A 16,734-nucleotide genomic window follows, 5' to 3' on the forward strand; every position below is an offset into this window, starting at 1 on the left:
GAAATCAGCATGTCCGTACTTCACATCCGCCAGGTCACGAAAACCTTCAGCGGCGGCACCAAGGCAGTCGACAGTTTTTCGCTCGATGTCGCCGATGGCGAACTCGTCTGCCTTCTCGGCCCTTCCGGTTCGGGCAAGTCGACACTGCTGCGCATGGTCGGCGGGTTCGAGCAACCGACGGGCGGGCAGATCACCATCGACGGTGAAGACGTCACCCATCTGCCGCCGGAGCGGCGGCCGACCGGGATGGTGTTCCAGAGCCACGCACTCTGGAGCCATATGAACGTGTTCAAGAACCTTGCTTTCGGCCTCAAGCTGCGCCGCATGCCGGCTGCCGTCATCAAAGAGAAAGTGGAGGCCGTCCTCGAACTCGTCGGGCTTTCAGGATACGGCGAGCGCGCCACCGGCCAGCTTTCCGGCGGCCAGCAGCAGCGTGTGGCGCTTGCCCGCTCGCTGGTTCTCGAACCGAAAATCCTCCTGCTCGACGAACCCTTCGCCAGCCTCGATCAGCATCTGCGCGAGCGTCTGCGGGAAGAGGTGCGCGATATCCAGCAGCGTCTCGGCATCACCACGCTGTTCGTTACCCACGGGCAGGACGAGGCGCTTTCCATGGCCGACCGCATCGTCGTCATGGCGAATGGCAAGACGGAACAGATCGACCGGCCGAATGTGATCTATCGGGAGCCGCAGACGCCGTTCGTCGCCGGCTTCATCGGCACCATGAATCTGATCGAAGGGACAGTTTCAGACGGAAACTTCATGCGGGCCGACTTCACGCTGCCGCTTCCCGTCTCCGACGGCCCGGCCATTCTCGCCGTTCGCCCGGAAGCCGTGGATCTGACGGTTTCCGAAACACCGGAAGCGAGCGTGCACCGGGTGACGGATTATGGCACCCACGGCCTTGTCGATCTTGATCTCGCCGATGGGACGAGGATCAAATCCATGGTCGCTCACCCGGATATGTTCCGGGCGGGACAGGGCGTCCAGATTTCGCCCCGTGCCGTCACGGCCTATCGCGACAATCGCCCAATCTACCGGAGCTGACATGAACCAGCCTATCCTTATCGACCGCGATGGCCACAGAACGTGGCTGAAATGGCATCGCGCCCGCCACAGGGCAGCAGATCCGGTCTTCACCGGTGAGCGCATCATCGAAGCGATGCGGCTTGGCGCAAGTATCGAAGTCGATCTCGTCATTCATGCCGATCATGGCTGCGCCGTCTTGCATGACCTGACGCTGGAGCGGGAAACCACCGGCACCGGGCGAGTGCGCGACACATCCGCCACCACGCTGCGCCAGCTTCACCTGCGCGATAATGACGGCCAGCCAATCGCCTCGAAAGTGATGCTGCTCGAAGACCTCTGCGCCCTGCTCACCCGCGAAACCGTTCATCCCGACGCCTTGCTGCAGCTCGATTTCAAGGAAGACCGGCAGGCGCTTGGTCCGGAGATCGTGACCGGCTTCGGGGTAAGCGTTTCGCCGATCGCAGGTTCGGTAATCCTGTCCAGTGGCGATTTCGACGCCATCGCCACGCTCGCCGGCTCAGCCCCCGGACTTCGCACCGGATATGATCCCTGCCATCGCGGCACACTTGCCGCATTGCAGGCAAGCGGGAACTATCTGGGCTTCATCGAAGACGCTCTCGCCACCGCGCCCGATGCGGACATAATCTATCTCGCCTACGAGATCGTGCTTGCCGCCGAGGATGCCGGTGTCGATATCATCGCCCCCATCCATGCCGCCGGCCGCCGTGTCGACGCCTGGACGATCAACAGCGTCACGCCGCAATCCATCGAACAGGTGACGCGCCTCTTGCGGCTCAGGGTCGACCAGATCACCACCGATGATCCGGAAGGGCTCGCCGAGGTTTTCAGCAAATGACAGTCAATTACAGCACCATCCTCGACCACATGGTCGCCACCGCCCGCGAAGCCGGCGCATTGACGCTCGAGCATTTCCGGCGTTTCCGCGACATCGAGATCGGCGTCAAGGGACCGGGTGATTTCGTTTCCGATGCGGACAGGCAATCCGAAACGCTGATCCGCGAGCGCCTGCTCGGGCAACATCCCTGGGGGCTGACCGGCGAGGAATTCGCGCCCGTCGAAGGGGCGGATCAGGATCATCGCTGGCTGGTCGACCCCATCGATGGCACCACCAATTTCCTCTTCGGCCAGCACTACACCATCACCATCGCGCTGCGTCGGGGCAATGAAACCATCTGCGGACTGGTCTATAATCCCGTCTCCGACGAGATGTTTACCACGATCAAGGGAGACGGCGCCTATCTCAACGGCGAGCGCCTGTCGGTCAATGCCAGCACGGATGTCGCCCTGATGTGCGTCGGCACCGGCCTGCCGACACCCAATCTCCAGCTTTATCCCGGCGCCTATCAGCGTCTCGACGCCATCCGCGCGCCCATCGGCGCGGTCCGTGTCGTCGGCAGCGCCGCCAATTCCTGCGCTTACGTCGCCTGCGGCCGGCTGACCGGCTATTACGAGGAAACCGGCTTCGTCGACACGGCAGCCGGCATCCTGCTGGTTCAGGAGGCCGGAGGTATCGTGACCGACTGGTGGGGCCGCGGACCGGAATTTTATGAGAAGACCGGTACGCTGATCGTCGCCAATGCCGCGACCCACGCCTATCTCATGGAGCACCTGCGCGGCGTTCCGCCCAGGAACCCTTCATAACGGCTCCGTCTTCGGAACATCCGTGCTGCAGCAATCGTCTCAGGCCACCTGCACCAGATGGCCTGGCGATACGGTCCTGTAGCTTCGCGCCGGCGTTTCATATCCCATTGCCCGTATCGGGCTCTTCAGCTCGTCATTGGATATGCCGCGCCTCACCCCACGCCTTGCCGGATCCGGCACCGGCACCGCCGCCATCAGCTTTTTCGTATAGGCATGCTGCGGATTGTCGAAGACGGCGGCACGCGGGCCGATTTCCACGATCTCGCCGAGATACATCACCGCCACACGATGGCTGACGCGTTCCACGACAGCCATGTCGTGGGAAATGAAGAGGAAAGCGAGGTTCAGGCTCTGTTGCAGGTCGAGCAGCAGGTTGCAGACCTGCGCCTTGATCGACACATCGAGCGCCGATACGCTTTCATCGGCAACGATGACCTTCGGGTCGAGCGCAAGCGCGCGGGCAATCGCGATGCGCTGGCGCTGGCCGCCCGAAAATTCATGCGGATAACGGCTGGCCATATCCGCCGACAGGCCGACCTTCTCCAGAAGATCGGCGGTCTTTTCCTTCGCCTGTTTCGTGCTGCCCAGCTTGTGCTTGATGAAGGGCTCGGAAATCGCCGTGCCCACCGTCATGCGCGGATTGAGCGAGGAGAACGGGTCCTGAAAGATCATCTGGACGGATTTGCGCATGTTGCGCAGACCCACCGTATCGAGCCGCATCACATCGTAACCGTCGAGCGACACATCGCCGGACGATGGTTCCACGAGCCGCATGATCGAGCGGCCGGTGGTGGATTTGCCGCAGCCGGATTCGCCCACGAGCGACAGCGTTTCGCCCTGAAAGAGATCGAAGGAGACATTTTCAACGGCGTGAACCGCACCGGTCTGCCGCGCCAGAAGGCCGGAGCGGATGGGAAAACGCGTCACAAGGTTCTTGACCGACAGAACCGGCGTCTGACCGCTCGCAACCGTCTCGGAAACTTCCTCGGCTTCGGTTGAAAGACCGGTCTTCATGTCGAGCACTGGAAAACGCGTCGGCCATTGCCGGTCGCGCATCGAGCCGAGCTTCGGCACCGCCGAAAGCAGCGCCCGCGTATAGGGGTGCTTGCCGCGTTTGAATATCTCCTCGGTCGGCCCGGTCTCGACCTCGTCGCCGCGATACATGACGATTGTCCGGTCGGCGATTTCGGCCACCACACCCATGTCGTGGGTGATGAAGAGAACCGACATGCCCTCCTCTTCCTGCAGCAGCTTGATGAGATCGAGGATCTGGCCCTGAATGGTGACGTCGAGCGCCGTCGTCGGCTCATCGGCGATCAGCAGCTTCGGCCGCGAGGCGAGCGCCATGGCAATCATCACCCGCTGCCGCATGCCACCGGAAAACTGGTGCGGATATTCGTCAAAACGGCTGGCCGCATTGGGAATACGCACCTTTTCCAGAAGCCGCACCGTCTCCGCCCGCGCCTCCTGTTTCGAAAGCCCCTTGTGCCTGATAAGAACTTCGGAAATCTGGCGGCCGATGGTGAAGATCGGATTGAGCGACGTCATCGGCTCCTGAAAGATCATCGAAATATCGTTGCCACGCACGCCGCGCATCTCCTTTTCGGAAAGCGCCAGCAGATTACGCCCATTGAGCAGCACTTCGCCTTCGATCCGGCTGGAGGAAGGCGCAAGCAAACGCATGAGCGACAGCGAGGTGACGGACTTGCCGGAACCGGATTCGCCGACGATCGCAACGGTTTCACCGGGCGCAACATCGAAGGAGACGTTGCGCACGACGCTTTTCCATTCGTCATCAACGAGAAAGGACGTGGTCAGGTTACGGACGGAGAGGACGGGTTTTGTTTCCATGGTCTCACCGCCCCACCGCATAGGCCTGCATCAGCCGCGGTGTCGCGGCCGCGCGCAGCAGGCCGTCCGCATCCCGCCTTGCTGCCGTCAATCGCCCGACCGACCAGGCATCGGCAACCGTGACCCGGTGGCCGCGACGGCGAAGCTCATCGAGCGTCGCCTCACCCGCTGTGCTTTCCACCATGATTTCACCCGGCGAGCTGGTGCGCGGATAAAACGAGCCCGGAAAATGCGAGGTGTGAAACAAAGGCATGTCGATGGCCGCCTGCAAGTTCTTGCCGTGATGCGCATAACGCAGGAAGAAAGGCAGCTGCCACTGATCCTGCTGATCGCCCCCCGGCGTGCCGAAGACCATCGAGGGCCGGCCCTGATGCAGCGCAAGCGACGGCGTCAGCGTGGTGCGCGGGCGTTTGCCCGGCGCAAGCGAGGTCGGCAGGCCTTCCTTCAGCCAGAACATCTGGGCGCGGGAATTGAGCGCGAAACCGAGGCCCGGCACGACCGGCGACGATTGCAGCCAGCCACCCGACGGCGTGGTGGACACCATATTGCCCCAGCGGTCGATGACGTCGATATGCACCGTGTCACCGCGCTTCTCCGTCAAATGCGACATGGTCGGCTCGTAGACGGTGCCCTTGCCGCTCATCTCGGCCAACATGGCCATGGTGGCGTCCACCTGATTTTCGTATCCAGGCACGGTGCCGGGGCGGAGTTCCAGCGAGGCCTCGCTGCCGATCAGCGCCCGGCGTCCGGCATTATAGCCTTCGGAGAGAAGATATTCCGTTGGTATCTGACCAAATTCCGGGTCGCCGTAATAGACCTCACGGTCGGCAAAGGCGAGCTTCATGGCCTCAACGATGGTGTGGATGAAATCGGGACCGGACGGGTCCATGGCCGCGATGTCGAAACCCTTCAGCAGCGCCAGCGATTGCAGCAGAACCGGACCCTGCCCCCAGGCGGGCGTCTTGGCAATCGTCCAGTCGTGATAATCAAGCGTCTGCGGCGCTTCGACGGTCGCGCTCCAGCCGGCCATATCCTGCGCCGTCAGCACGCCCTTGTGCCGTGCGCCGCTCGCATCCATGACTTCCGCCGTCTTTACGTAACTGTCGATAGCTTCCGCAACGAAACCCCGGTAGAAGGCATCGCGCGCCGCCTCGATCTGGTTTTCGCGGCCGGTGCGCGCTTCGGCTTCGGTGATGATCCGCTGATAGGTCGCAGCCAGAACCGGGTTCCTAAAATTGGCGTGAGGCTCGGGAGCCGCGCCGCCCGGCAGCCATGTCTCATGGGAGGTCGGCCATTCCTTCTCGAAGAAATCGGCCAGCCCCTTGATGGTGGCGGAGACACGCGGCAGCGTTGGATGCCCCTGCTCGGCATAATAGATGGCGGGTTCCAGCACGTCGCGCACGCTCATCGTGCCATAATCGCGCAACATCAGCATCCAGCCGTCGAAGGCACCGGGGATGACGGTGGCCAGCAGCCCGTCGCCGGGGATCAGTTTCAGTCCTTCGGAGGTGTAATGTTCGATCGTCGCGCCGCTCGGGGCCGGGCCCTGTGCGCAGATGACTTCCACCTTGTCCTTCTGCTTTGAATAAAACACGGCCGGCATATCCCCGCCCGGACCGCAGAGATGCGGCTCGACGATCTGCAGCACGAAACCGGTGGCGACGGCGGCGTCGAAAGCATTGCCGCCCTTTTCGAGAATGGCCATGCCAACGGCCGAGGCGATCCAGTGCGTTGAGGTGACGACGCCGAAGGTGCCAAGGATTTCAGGGCGTGTGGTGAATTCAGTCATTCCGATATTCCTTGTAAAAAATCATGCTTCGCGCGGATCGAGCGCATCGCGCAGGCCATCACCCAGAAGATTGAAACCGATAACGACGAGGAAGATGGCGATGCCGGGCCACATCGTCATCCACGGCGCCTGACTGAGGAAATTCTTCGCGGTGTTCAGCATCGAACCCCAGGACGGCGCCGGCGCCTGCTGGCCGAGACCGAGGAAGGAAAGGCTCGCCTCCGCGATGATGGCGGTCGCCACCGTCAGCGTCGCCTGCACGATGATGGGGGCAAAGACATTCGGCAGGATGTAACGGGTCATGATGTCGATGTGGTTGAGGCCGATGGACCTCGCGCCTTCGACATAATCCTCCATCTTGACCGCCAGCACCTGCCCGCGCGTCAGCCGCACGAAAATCGGCATGGCGGAAAGGCCGATGGCGATCATCGCATTGGTGAGGCTCGGGCCGAGGAAGGCGGCAAGCGCGATTGCCATGATCAGGAAGGGCATGGCGAGCAGCGCTTCGGTGATGCGGGAGATGACCATATCCACCCAGCCGCCGAAATAGCCCGAAATCAGGCCGAAGGGCACGCCGATGACCACCGCGATCATCACCGAGACGACACCTGCCATCAGCGACGCACGGGCGCCATAGATCATGCGCGAGAGAATGTCGCGGCCGAGATCGTCGGTGCCGAGCCAGTGGGCCGCCGATGGCGCCTTGCGGATGGCCGACCAGCTGGTCGCAACCGGGTCGGCAATCGGCAGGATCGGTGCGGCTATGGCAAGCACGGCGAAGAACAGCACGATGATCATGCCAACAAGCGCCGATTTGTTGCGCTTCATTTTTTTCCAGGCGCGGCTTTCCTGCCGTGTCGCCGGTACGGATAGGTTTTGATCGAGAACGGTCATGATATCAGCCTCAGATCGTCGCCCTGAGGCGGGGGTTAAGCAGGACATAGGCAATGTCGGCCAGAAGGTTCATGAGAATAAAACCGACGGCGGTGCAAAGCACGATGCCCTGTACGACGGCATAATCGCGGGTGAACACCGCATCGACCGTCATCTTGCCGAAGCCGGGAATGGTGAAAATCTGCTCCGTCAGGACCGCGCCGGCCAGCAATTCGCCGAAGAGCAGCGCCAGCAGCGTGATGACCGGCAGCAGTGCGTTGCGGAAACTATGCGACAGGATGATCTCGCGCGGAGAAAGTCCCTTGGCCCGGGCGGTGCGGATATAATCGGAACTTAAAACCGCCACCATGGCCGAACGTGTATGACGCATCAGCGTTGCCGCAAGCGCGTTGCCCAGCACGAAGGCCGGCATGATCATGGTTTCGATGGAACGGACAGGGTCGACGAAGATCGATTCGTAACCGGATGCCGGCAGCCAGCCGAGCTTCACCGACACCAGCAGGATCAGCATGATGCCGAGCCAGAAATTCGGGATGGACAGGCCGGAAAGCGCCACGATATTGGCCGTGTAGTCGATCCATGTGTTCTTCTTGACGGCAGCGAGAATGCCGATGGGAATGCCGATGACCATGGCAAAGAACATCGCCATGACAGCCAGCTGAATGGTGACCGGCAGCTTCTGGCCGATCAGTTCCAGCACCGGCTGGTTGGTGCGCAGCGAGATGCCGAAATCACCCGTCACTACACCGCCCAGCCAGTTGAGATATTGCAGTGGAACGGGGTCGTTGAGGCGATATTTCTCGCGCAGGAATTCAATCGTCGCTGGATCGCGTTCCTCACCCGCCATGGCAAGCACCGGATCGCCCGGCAGGAGTTTCTGCAGCGAGAAAACGAAGATCGAAATGATCAGAAGCGTCGGGATCGCGACCAGCAGTCGCTTGCCGATATAAACAGGCATGGCATTGCCCCCGTTTGAGTCAGGTGCTGGGGGCCGCACGGCAAGCCGTGCGACCTGTTCAAAGCTGTCAGTCCTTGGAAACGCCGAGAAGGCGGATCATGCCATCGGGCGACGGCGCCCAGCCCTTGACCTTGTTGGAAATGGCATAGGCATAAGGCTGGTGGCCAAGATAGATGATCGGCATGTCATCGTTGAGGATGACGCTTGCGGCATCGTATTTTTCCTTGCGCACCGCATCTTCGGTCGAGGCGCGGGCCTCGTTCAGCAGCTTGTCGACTTCAGGATTGCAATATTTCACATCGTTGATGCCGCCCTTGCAGGTGACGAACTGGTGCAGGTTGCCATCGGGATCGATGCGCCCCGACCAGTCGGAACGGCTGAGTTGGTAATTGCCGGCGGTCTGTTCGGACAGCAGCGTCGCAAATTCCGTCGCCTTGAGGGTAACGTTGAAACCGGCCTCGGCCACCATAGACTGGATGACCTGCATCATCTGCGTCTGCGTGGTGTTGTTGGCGTGCTGAAGCTCGACGTCGAGCTTCTCGTAACCCGCCTCCTTCATCAGCTGCTTGGCCTTGTCGATATCGCGCGGCGGTACCGGCAGGCTCTGGTTGAACCAGGGGCTCGTCGGCGGGAACGCCTGATTGCCACCCTTGGAGGTGCCTTCAAAGACGATCTGGCCGATCGCCTCACGGTCAATGGCATAGGAGAACGCCTGCCGCAGGCGCTTGTCCTTGCCGAGCGGATTATCCGCACGCGCGCCATTGTTCATGTTGACATACATGGCCATGTAACCCGGCCCGATTATATCGGCATAGGTCAGCTTGGAATCGTTCCTGACGGATTCCGCATCGGATGCCGAAATGCGTTCGGCAATATCGAGGTCGCCGGCGCGAAGGTTTGCAAGCTTCACGGTCGTATCGGGGATCGGCAGATAGACGACCTTGTCGACGAGGACCTTGTCCTTGTCCCAATAGTCAGCGAATTTTTCGAGCACGATACGGTCCTGCTGGATACGCTCGACAAATTTGAACGGCCCGGCACAAACCGGTTTCGAACCAAAATTCGCGCCCAGTTCCTTGGCCGCCTTGGGTTCAACGATCATGCCAGCGCGGTCGGAAAGCTGCGCCAGAAGGGTAACGTCGGGCGTCTTCAGCGTGAATTTCACCTCCAGCGGTCCCGTCGCCTCAACCTTCTCGACCGAGGAGAGCTCGCTTTTGCGGCGCGATTCCGGCAGCGTCATATTGCGCTCGATGGTCGCGACCACGGCAGCCGCATCAAGCGTCTCGCCATTGTGGAACTTGACGCCATCGCGGATTTTCATTGTCAGCACCTTGCCGCCTTCGGACCAGGCCCATTCGGTGGCAAGCTGGGGCACGATCTTCATGTCCTGCGATATGTCCACCAGCTTGTCGCACATCGCGGTGTAAACGATACGGCCAACGAAGGTGCGCGATTGCGCAGGGTCGAGCACATCGGCATCGTCATTGAGCCCAATGCGCAATTCGGACGATAGCGCCGGTGCGGCCAGCAATGCGCTTGCCAGTAGCGCCGCAGTCAAAGTCTAGATCTTTTTCATGTTCGTTCCTCTGGTCTGGTTATTTTGACTTTTTGTCATTGGCCGCCCCTTCCGGGACGACAGTTTTCATCCGTGGCCTCAGGAGGCTTCGGTCAGCGAATTATCGGCCTCGGCCGCATTGCCCTCCCCGGTGTTTTCCTCCAGAAAGCCGAGCGAGGTGGCGCGGATCAGCCTTTCCTGATGCATGAGAAGATGCTGGCGCATGGCTTCACCGGCGCGCGCCGGATCACGGTCGGCAATGGCTTCGACAATGGCCATATGCTGGTCGAAAGACGCCCTGCCATTCGTGCCGCTGCGCCGGGCAAGTTCGCGGATCGACTGCCATGCATCGTCCTGGCGAATGCGGTTGACGACATCGAAGATCGACAGGAACAGCTTGTTGCCGGCGCTCTGGGCGATCTGGCGATGGAGCGAGCCATCCCATAATTCCTTGGCGTCGGCATCCGTGCTCTGGCCGGTCTTTTGAACAAGCGCGCGCATGCGCTCCACCTCGGCCGGTTTGGCGCGCATGGCCGCAAGCTGCGCCAGCTGCGGTTCTATGCGCAGGCGCACTTCCATGATTTCCATGAAATCCGTACCGGCGACCAGTTCCGTGACCTGGGCGGACCAATCATCCGGCTTTTCACCCACGAAGGTTCCGGCCCCCTGCCGCCGCCAGATCAGGCCCTCGGCTTCCAGAACCTCCAGCGCCCGGCGGATCGAACGGCGGCCGACGTTAAAAGTCTCCGCAAAGGCCCGCTCCGTCGGCAGACGCCCATCCCTCGCGAGATGATTCGCCTGAATATAGTCACGCAACCGCGCCAAGGCGTAGTTGGAATTGTCGTTAGGGCCTGCTGCCACGCCGCACCATTTGTCTGAACCAATCTGATATTGGTTCATTTGGTGAGAAATTTTTGCCGACGTCAAGCGCATTTTTGAGCGACGATTTTTCACGCTCAAAATATGGGCATGTGACTTTTTTTTGAAAGTGGAGTGCAGCGCAGGCGCATGACGTTTTCATGCGCCCTGTGCTCCTCAAGGCCCGATGGAAAGCCGGATGCGTCCCGACAGGCGCTCTCCGGGCGGGATGACCCTGACACCAAACAGTTCCCGCTGCGTCTCCGGCACGCCAAGCGCTCCGGCGGCCATGGAAACGGGCTCGAGGCAAAGATAGCGGTCCATGCGGTGAACGGCGAGATGGCCGAAAACGGGATCAGCCTCGATCCGCAGCGAAAACCTGTTAAATTGCACATGCGCATTTGACCAGTCGGTATAATGCAACGTGTATCCCGTTGCGGCGGGAATGGCGATGTTGTGGAGAGGGACTGCCGGCTGGCCGGTCGGCACGTTCTGCGGGTCCAGCGGATATTGCAGTCTGGCGTCCGTGCGCGCGTCGCAACCAAGTCCGGCGGCCAGATAGGGATGCCATCCGAGCGCCATCGGCGCGACCACATCCGCGAGATTGGTGATCGACAGGTCCACGGTGAGGCCAGAGTCTTCAAGCAAAAAATTCTGTTCGGCGCGGAAGGAAAATGGCCATTCCCCGTCAGCCTCATAATCGAGTATCAGCCCAATCCGATCAGAATCCAGTCCAGAAATCTCCCATGTGCGCCGGTGAGCAGGTCCATGCATGGCATCCGGCGCAAGGGCCGGATGTGGCAGGAGGTCATGGCGGATGCCGGCATGAACGAATGAGCCGCCATAAAGCCGGTTGTGATAAGGGAACAGCGGATAGGCTCCGGCGCGTGGCCAGTTGAGCGGCTCGAAACCGTCCTCGCCCGTAGGCACCAGAATATCGCCGTGGTCGGCATGGTGCAGATGGGTCATCCTGCCGCCCCATGCGGGTCGCAGGCGGGCCGAAAGCGGCCCGCAGCTTATCGCAACCGTTTCAGGCGAAGGCATAGGATCCGTCAGGACGTTTTGGTACCCGCCTCTGCCAGTGAACATAACCATCTTCCTGCATGGCTTTTTCATCCATCTCGACACCCCAGCCGGGGCGATCCGGCCTCAGTTCCAGATATCCGTCCTTCGGCAGATAGGGGTCGACGACATAACGGGTTTCATCCTCGCGTTTTTCCAGATCGGTGCCGCCATAAACGTAGCATTGCCCTTTCGGCAGCCGGTATTCGAGAATACGGAAATTCTGCTGGGCCGCGGAAAAATGTACATTGACGGCGGTGGCGAGCGGCCCCATCGGGTTATGCGGCGCGATGCTGACAAAATGGGCTTCCGCAAGCGTAGCGATGCGACGCATCTCCGAAATGCCGCCGACGACGCAGATATCAGGCTGGATGATATCCGCACCCTTTACCTGAAGAAGGCGCAGGAACTCATTGCGATGATAGAGACTTTCTCCCGTTGCCAGCGTGCAGTTCAGCCCCTGTTTCAGGTCTCCCCACATCTCGATGTTTTCCGGACGCAAAGGCTCCTCGAAGAACAGCGGATCGTAAGGGGCAAGCGCGTTGCCGAGCTGGCGGGCAGCCGCGGGTTCGAAAATCTTGGCATGGGCATCAAAGGCGATATCGTAATCGGGCCGCACGGTTTCACGCAGCGAGCGGAAATATTCGGCAGAACTGCGCACCACCTCGCCCCAGCGATGGGCGTGGATATCGAGGCGCCACGGGCTGAGCTTGAAAGCCGTGAAGCCCCAGTCCTCATTCAGACGGTCGAACTCTTCCTTTGCAGCTGGCGCGTCCGGAGCCGTGTAGACCCCGGCATAGACCTTGATACGGTCGCGCACTTCGCCGCCCAGCAGCTTGTAGACCGGCACCCCCGCCGCCTTGGCGGCAAGGTCCCAGAGGCAATGGTCCAGCGCCGAGATGGCCGAGAGACCGAGCGCACCGGGCGGAAAACGGTTTTGCTGCAGAAGGAGATTGTAGAGATATTCAACCCGCGTCGGGTCCTGCCCGGCGAGGAAGCCGTAGAGGTAATCCAGCAACGGCGGCAGGGCGAGATCCGGGCCGTGATTGTAACATTCGCCCCAGCCGGTCAGACCGTCATCGGTATCGAGAGCGACGACAACGCGGGGACGGTCCTTGTCGCGGGTGACGAATACCCGCATGCGATCGATTTTCATGCTTTAGTCTTCCTCGTGAATTGCAGGATGCGATGGTCGCGACGTTATCGGGCCACAACCCCGTTCTTGATCTCGGATGGCTCGACATAACGGAACCTTCGGGTGCGATCCCGGTCGCGTGGGTCAGGGCGCGGAATGGCGGAAAGAAGCGCCTGCGTATAGGGATGATCCGGCGCGTTGCACACCTTTTCCGCCTCTCCCACTTCCACCAGCTTGCCGCGATACATCACCCCGACGCGGTCGCACATGTATCTGATGACGCCGATATCGTGGCTGATGAAGATGTAAGCGAGCCCCAGTTCGTCCTGCAGCCGCATGAGCAGATCCAGCACCTGGAACCGCACAGACACATCCAGCGCCGAGGTTGCCTCGTCCGCCACGATGATGCGCGGCTTCAGCGTGATGGCGCGGGCGATGCCGATACGCTGGCGCTGGCCGCCGGAAAAGGCGTGCGGGTAACGCTCACGCCCGGTCGGGTCGAGACCCACCTGCTCCATCAGGGCGCAGACGCGTTCATCCAGTTCCCTGCCCCTGGCAATGCCATTGACCAGCAACGGCTCGCCGATCACCTGCGCCACCGTCATGCGCGGATTGAGTGAGCCGAACGGGTCCTGGAAGACCATGCGCAATTCGCGCCGTGCGGCTTTCAGCTCGGCACCTTCGATTTTGGCCAAATCAACCACCGTGCCATCCGCCCGGCGATAGCGCATTTCGCCGCCGGTCGGATCGTAAAGGCGCATGATCGAGCGGCCCATCGTGGTCTTGCCGGAACCGCTTTCGCCGACGATGCCGAGCGTCTCGCCGGGCAACAGCTTGATCGAGACGCCATCCAGCGCCTTCATCTCGCCGAAATGCATGGAGAGGTCGTTGACCTCCAGGATGGGCGCTGCGGCAAGATCGAGCGGCGGGCGGGCAAGCCGGATTTCCGCTTTCTGCTCCAGTTTCAGCACCGAGCCGATCAACATGCGGGTATAGGGATCCTGCGGGCTGTGGAATATCTGCTCGACGGTGCCATATTCCTTGGCGACACCGTGATGCATGACCAGCACGTCATCGGCAATCTGCGCCACCACACCCATGTCATGGGTGATGAACAGCACCGCCATGCCATGCGCTTTTTGCAGCCGCGATATCAGGTCGAGGATTTCGGCCTGTGTCGTCACATCAAGTGCCGTTGTCGGTTCGTCGGCGATCAGAAGCTGCGGTTTGCAGGCCAGTGCCATGGCGATCATGGCGCGCTGGCGCATGCCGCCGGAATACTGGAAGGCGTAACGATCCAGCGCCTTTTCAGGATTGGGGATTTCCACCTGCCGCAACAGTTCGATGGCCTCGGCCCGCGCCTGCGCCTTGTTCATCTTCAGATGCAGCCGCAGCACCTCGGTGATCTGGTCACCCACGGTGTGCACGGGTGAAAGCGACGACATCGGCTCCTGAAAGATCATCGCGATATCTGCGCCGCGTACCGAGCGGATGGCCCGGCTGCGCGGATCGAGCTTTGCGAGATCCAGCGACGTGCCATCGGCGCGGTTGAGGATGATCGACCCGGACGCGATGGAGCCGGGGCTGTCGATGATCTGCAGGATCGAGCGGGCGGTGACGGACTTGCCCGAACCGCTTTCGCCGACAACGCAGAGCGTCTTGCCACGATCAATGGAAAAAGACAGATCGTTGACCGCCCGGAATACCCCGTTTCTGACCGGAAACTCGGTGACCAGATTGCGGACTTCAAGCAGCGGCTTTGCTGGCTTCATGGAGAGAATATCGCTCATCCGGGGCCTCACTTGTTATAGGGGTCGGCTGCGTCGCGCAGACCGTCACCGAGCAGATTGAGTGCCATGACGGCAACGACGACAGCCACGCCGGGCAGGAACAGCCACGGTGCGGTTGCAATCGAGCGAATATTCTGCGCCTCGCGAAGCAGCACGCCCCAGGAAATGGTCGGCGGCTGGAGGCCGAGACCGAGGAAGGAAAGCGAGGTTTCCGCAAGGATCATCGCCGGAACGGCCAGCGTGACCGAGGCGATGATATGGCTCGAAAAACTGGGCAGCATGTGGCGGAAGATGATGCGTCCTTCAGGCACGCCATCCAGCCGCGCTGCGGCGACGAACTCTTCTGTCCTCAGCGACAGGAACCGGCCGCGCACGACGCGGGCAAGCTGCGCCCAGCCGGTGAGCGACAGGATGATGGTGATCATCATATATTGCAGCGTTGCCGGCCAGCCCTGCGGCAGGGCGGCGGCCATTGCCAGCCAGATGGGAATGGTGGGCAGCGACAGAACGAAGTCGATCACCCGCTGCATGACGAAATCGATGCGGCCGCCGTAATAACCGGAGATACCGCCGAGAACGACACCAAGCAGCAGCGAGAAGAACACACCGACAAGACCGATCGACAGCGAAATCTGCGACCCCTGTACGACGCGGCTGAAGACATCACGGCCGAGACGATCCGCGCCGAAAAGAAACAGCGGCCGCGTCTTGTCGGTGGAAGCAAGCAGGTGGATATCCGTGGTGAACAGGCCGAACACGGAATATTCGTAACCACGGCCGAAAAGCTGGACCGGGATTTTCTTCGCCGTATCTTCGACGAACACTGCCGCCAGCGTCTCGGGATTGCGCGTCAGCTTCAGAGGATAATAATGCAGCCCGAGCGAGAAACCGTCGGTCGTATCGATGAAGTGGACGCGCTGCGGCGGATGGAAGGTGGCGCGGGCATTCTGCAGCACCGGATCGTTGATGGCGAAGAAGCCCGGCACCAGCGCAACGATATACATGGCGATGGTGATGAACAGGGCGGCCATGGCCAGCTTGTGGCGCTTGAAGGCCCACCAGATGAGCTGCCACTGCGAAGCGACGGCGGCGCGGTCCTGCCGGGCATTAGTGGTCATAGTGATATCGCTCATGGCGCCCTCCTATTCGAGACGGATGCGCGGATCGACCAGCGCAAGCAGGATGTCGCTGATAAGCGAACCGATCAGCGTCAGCGCGCAGATCAACAGCACGAAAGCGCCGGCGAGATACATGTCCTGCGCCATCAATGACTGCAGAAGCAGCGGTGCGGCCGTCGGCAGATTGAGCACGATGGCGACCACCACGGAGCCCGAAATGAGATTGGGCAGCAGCCATGCGATGGTGGAAATGAACGGGTTGAGCGCAATTCTGAGCGGGTATTTCGTCAGCAGCTTGAACTCGGACAATCCCTTCGCCCGCGCCGTGGTCACATAGGGCTTGGGCAATTCATCCAGCATATTGGCGCGCATGACGCGGATGAGACTTGCGGTGGAAGACACGGCAAGGATGGCGACCGGCAGCCAGATATGGGCCATCAGGTCAATCATCTTGGCGATGCTCCAGGACGCCGTTTCATATTCGGCGGAAAACAGGCCGCCGACATCAGCCCCGAACTCCACCGCCGCGACATACATCAGCACCAGCGCCAGCAGGAACGACGGTATGGAGAGACCGAAAAAGGAAAAGGCGGTGAAGAGATAATCGCCGATCGAATATTTGCGCACGGCGGAGAAAACGCCGATCGGAAGGGCGATGGCCCAGGTGGCGAGAAGGCTGGCGACGGCGAGAACCAGCGTCAGCGCCATGCGCTCCCAGATGAGGCCGGAAACCGGCTGCTGCCATTCGAACGAAATGCCGAAATCACCGCGGCTGATGATGCCCCATATCCATTTCAGATATTGCACGATCATCGGGTCATCGAGGCCGAAGCGTTCACGCAGCTGCGCCGCCGTATTGTGGTCGATGACCTCGTTGGAAGCGGCCAGGGTGGCGATATAGGTCGTCACATAATCGCCGGGTGGCAGCTGAATCAGGACAAAGGCAAGGAAACTGACGGCAAACAGGGACGGTATCATCCACAGCAGGCGTTTTACGATAAAAAGCAGCATGTCGTTCTCGCAATCACATTGGACC

At 61.0% G+C, this 16,734-nt stretch carries 14 protein-coding genes; 3 read left to right on the top strand and 11 right to left on the bottom strand.

Annotation, left to right across the window (positions count from 1 at the left end; genetic code table 11):
- The first annotated feature begins 9 nt into the window (after nucleotides 1-9).
- From ACIQUH_RS12600 to ACIQUH_RS12610, 3 genes are read left to right on the top strand one after another with little or no spacing between them, the layout of a single operon-like run.
- Nucleotides 10-1,044 carry an ABC transporter ATP-binding protein gene (locus ACIQUH_RS12600; protein WP_400815408.1) on the top strand — a complete coding sequence of 345 codons (1,035 nt, stop codon included), beginning with the start codon at nucleotides 10-12 and terminating at the stop codon, nucleotides 1,042-1,044.
- A 1-nt stretch (nucleotide 1,045) separates the two neighbouring features.
- Nucleotides 1,046-1,882, top strand: coding sequence for a glycerophosphodiester phosphodiesterase (locus ACIQUH_RS12605; protein WP_400815410.1), 837 nt, complete (start codon nucleotides 1,046-1,048; stop codon nucleotides 1,880-1,882).
- A complete protein-coding gene (locus tag ACIQUH_RS12610; RefSeq protein ID WP_400815412.1) occupies nucleotides 1,879-2,688 on the top strand; it encodes an inositol monophosphatase family protein in 810 nt (269 codons plus the stop codon). Before ACIQUH_RS12605 ends, ACIQUH_RS12610 begins: the two co-directional genes overlap by 4 nt.
- A 39-nt stretch (nucleotides 2,689-2,727) precedes the next feature.
- On the opposite strand, the gene ACIQUH_RS12615 is transcribed toward ACIQUH_RS12610, so the two are convergent.
- The 11 genes from ACIQUH_RS12615 to ACIQUH_RS12665 form a co-directional block, all read right to left on the bottom strand.
- A complete protein-coding gene (locus tag ACIQUH_RS12615; protein WP_400815415.1) occupies nucleotides 2,728-4,539 on the bottom strand; it encodes an ABC transporter ATP-binding protein in 1,812 nt (603 codons plus the stop codon).
- 4 nt (nucleotides 4,540-4,543) lie between these two features.
- On the bottom strand, nucleotides 4,544-6,328 hold the full coding sequence (locus ACIQUH_RS12620) for a gamma-glutamyltransferase family protein (RefSeq protein WP_400815417.1): 1,785 nt from the start codon (nucleotides 6,326-6,328) through the stop codon (nucleotides 4,544-4,546).
- 21 nt (nucleotides 6,329-6,349) lie between these two features.
- Nucleotides 6,350-7,222, bottom strand: a complete 873-nt coding sequence (locus tag ACIQUH_RS12625; RefSeq protein ID WP_003505690.1) for an ABC transporter permease — start codon at nucleotides 7,220-7,222, stop codon at nucleotides 6,350-6,352.
- A 10-nt stretch (nucleotides 7,223-7,232) separates the two neighbouring features.
- Nucleotides 7,233-8,180: an ABC transporter permease gene (locus ACIQUH_RS12630; protein WP_006311351.1), complete on the bottom strand. Its 948-nt coding sequence runs from the start codon at nucleotides 8,178-8,180 to the stop codon at nucleotides 7,233-7,235.
- Between the two features lie 67 nt (nucleotides 8,181-8,247).
- Nucleotides 8,248-9,738, bottom strand: a complete 1,491-nt coding sequence (locus ACIQUH_RS12635) for an ABC transporter substrate-binding protein (RefSeq protein ID WP_400815421.1) — start codon at nucleotides 9,736-9,738, stop codon at nucleotides 8,248-8,250.
- A gap of 96 nt (nucleotides 9,739-9,834) precedes the next feature.
- Complete coding sequence (locus ACIQUH_RS12640; protein ID WP_400815423.1) at nucleotides 9,835-10,635, bottom strand: FadR/GntR family transcriptional regulator; 801 nt, start codon at nucleotides 10,633-10,635, stop codon at nucleotides 9,835-9,837.
- Nucleotides 10,636-10,770: 135 nt separating this feature from the next.
- Entirely contained in the window at nucleotides 10,771-11,637 is an 867-nt protein-coding gene (locus ACIQUH_RS12645; RefSeq protein WP_400815425.1) for an aldose 1-epimerase, read from the bottom strand.
- Nucleotides 11,624-12,811, bottom strand: coding sequence for a galactarate dehydratase (locus ACIQUH_RS12650; protein ID WP_142841998.1), 1,188 nt, complete (start codon nucleotides 12,809-12,811; stop codon nucleotides 11,624-11,626). The genes ACIQUH_RS12645 and ACIQUH_RS12650 overlap by 14 nt, the downstream gene beginning before the upstream one ends.
- 44 nt (nucleotides 12,812-12,855) lie before the next feature.
- Complete coding sequence (locus ACIQUH_RS12655; RefSeq protein ID WP_400815428.1) at nucleotides 12,856-14,580, bottom strand: ABC transporter ATP-binding protein; 1,725 nt, start codon at nucleotides 14,578-14,580, stop codon at nucleotides 12,856-12,858.
- A gap of 8 nt (nucleotides 14,581-14,588) precedes the next feature.
- The gene (locus tag ACIQUH_RS12660) at nucleotides 14,589-15,713 is read right to left on the bottom strand and encodes an ABC transporter permease (RefSeq protein WP_400815430.1); all 1,125 of its coding nucleotides are present in this window, start codon (nucleotides 15,711-15,713) and stop codon (nucleotides 14,589-14,591) included.
- Nucleotides 15,714-15,722: 9 nt separating this feature from the next.
- Complete coding sequence (locus ACIQUH_RS12665; protein ID WP_142841996.1) at nucleotides 15,723-16,709, bottom strand: ABC transporter permease; 987 nt, start codon at nucleotides 16,707-16,709, stop codon at nucleotides 15,723-15,725.
- Nucleotides 16,710-16,734 lie beyond the last annotated feature (25 nt).

The organism is Agrobacterium sp. NPDC090283 (genome assembly GCF_044769685.1).
Classification (GTDB): Bacteria; Pseudomonadota; Alphaproteobacteria; order Rhizobiales; family Rhizobiaceae; genus Agrobacterium.

Coding starts and splice junctions, on each gene's coding strand:
- ACIQUH_RS12600 (WP_400815408.1), top strand. CDS start 10: ATGTCCGTACTTCACATCCGCCAGGTCACGAAAACCTTCAGCGGCGGC.
- ACIQUH_RS12605 (WP_400815410.1), top strand. CDS start 1,046: ATGAACCAGCCTATCCTTATCGACCGCGATGGCCACAGAACGTGGCTG.
- ACIQUH_RS12610 (WP_400815412.1), top strand. CDS start 1,879: ATGACAGTCAATTACAGCACCATCCTCGACCACATGGTCGCCACCGCC.
- ACIQUH_RS12615 (WP_400815415.1), bottom strand. CDS start 4,539: ATGGAAACAAAACCCGTCCTCTCCGTCCGTAACCTGACCACGTCCTTT.
- ACIQUH_RS12620 (WP_400815417.1), bottom strand. CDS start 6,328: ATGACTGAATTCACCACACGCCCTGAAATCCTTGGCACCTTCGGCGTC.
- ACIQUH_RS12625 (WP_003505690.1), bottom strand. CDS start 7,222: ATGACCGTTCTCGATCAAAACCTATCCGTACCGGCGACACGGCAGGAA.
- ACIQUH_RS12630 (WP_006311351.1), bottom strand. CDS start 8,180: ATGCCTGTTTATATCGGCAAGCGACTGCTGGTCGCGATCCCGACGCTT.
- ACIQUH_RS12640 (WP_400815423.1), bottom strand. CDS start 10,635: ATGAACCAATATCAGATTGGTTCAGACAAATGGTGCGGCGTGGCAGCA.
- ACIQUH_RS12645 (WP_400815425.1), bottom strand. CDS start 11,637: ATGCCTTCGCCTGAAACGGTTGCGATAAGCTGCGGGCCGCTTTCGGCC.
- ACIQUH_RS12650 (WP_142841998.1), bottom strand. CDS start 12,811: ATGAAAATCGATCGCATGCGGGTATTCGTCACCCGCGACAAGGACCGT.
- ACIQUH_RS12655 (WP_400815428.1), bottom strand. CDS start 14,580: ATGAGCGATATTCTCTCCATGAAGCCAGCAAAGCCGCTGCTTGAAGTC.
- ACIQUH_RS12660 (WP_400815430.1), bottom strand. CDS start 15,713: ATGAGCGATATCACTATGACCACTAATGCCCGGCAGGACCGCGCCGCC.
- ACIQUH_RS12665 (WP_142841996.1), bottom strand. CDS start 16,709: ATGCTGCTTTTTATCGTAAAACGCCTGCTGTGGATGATACCGTCCCTG.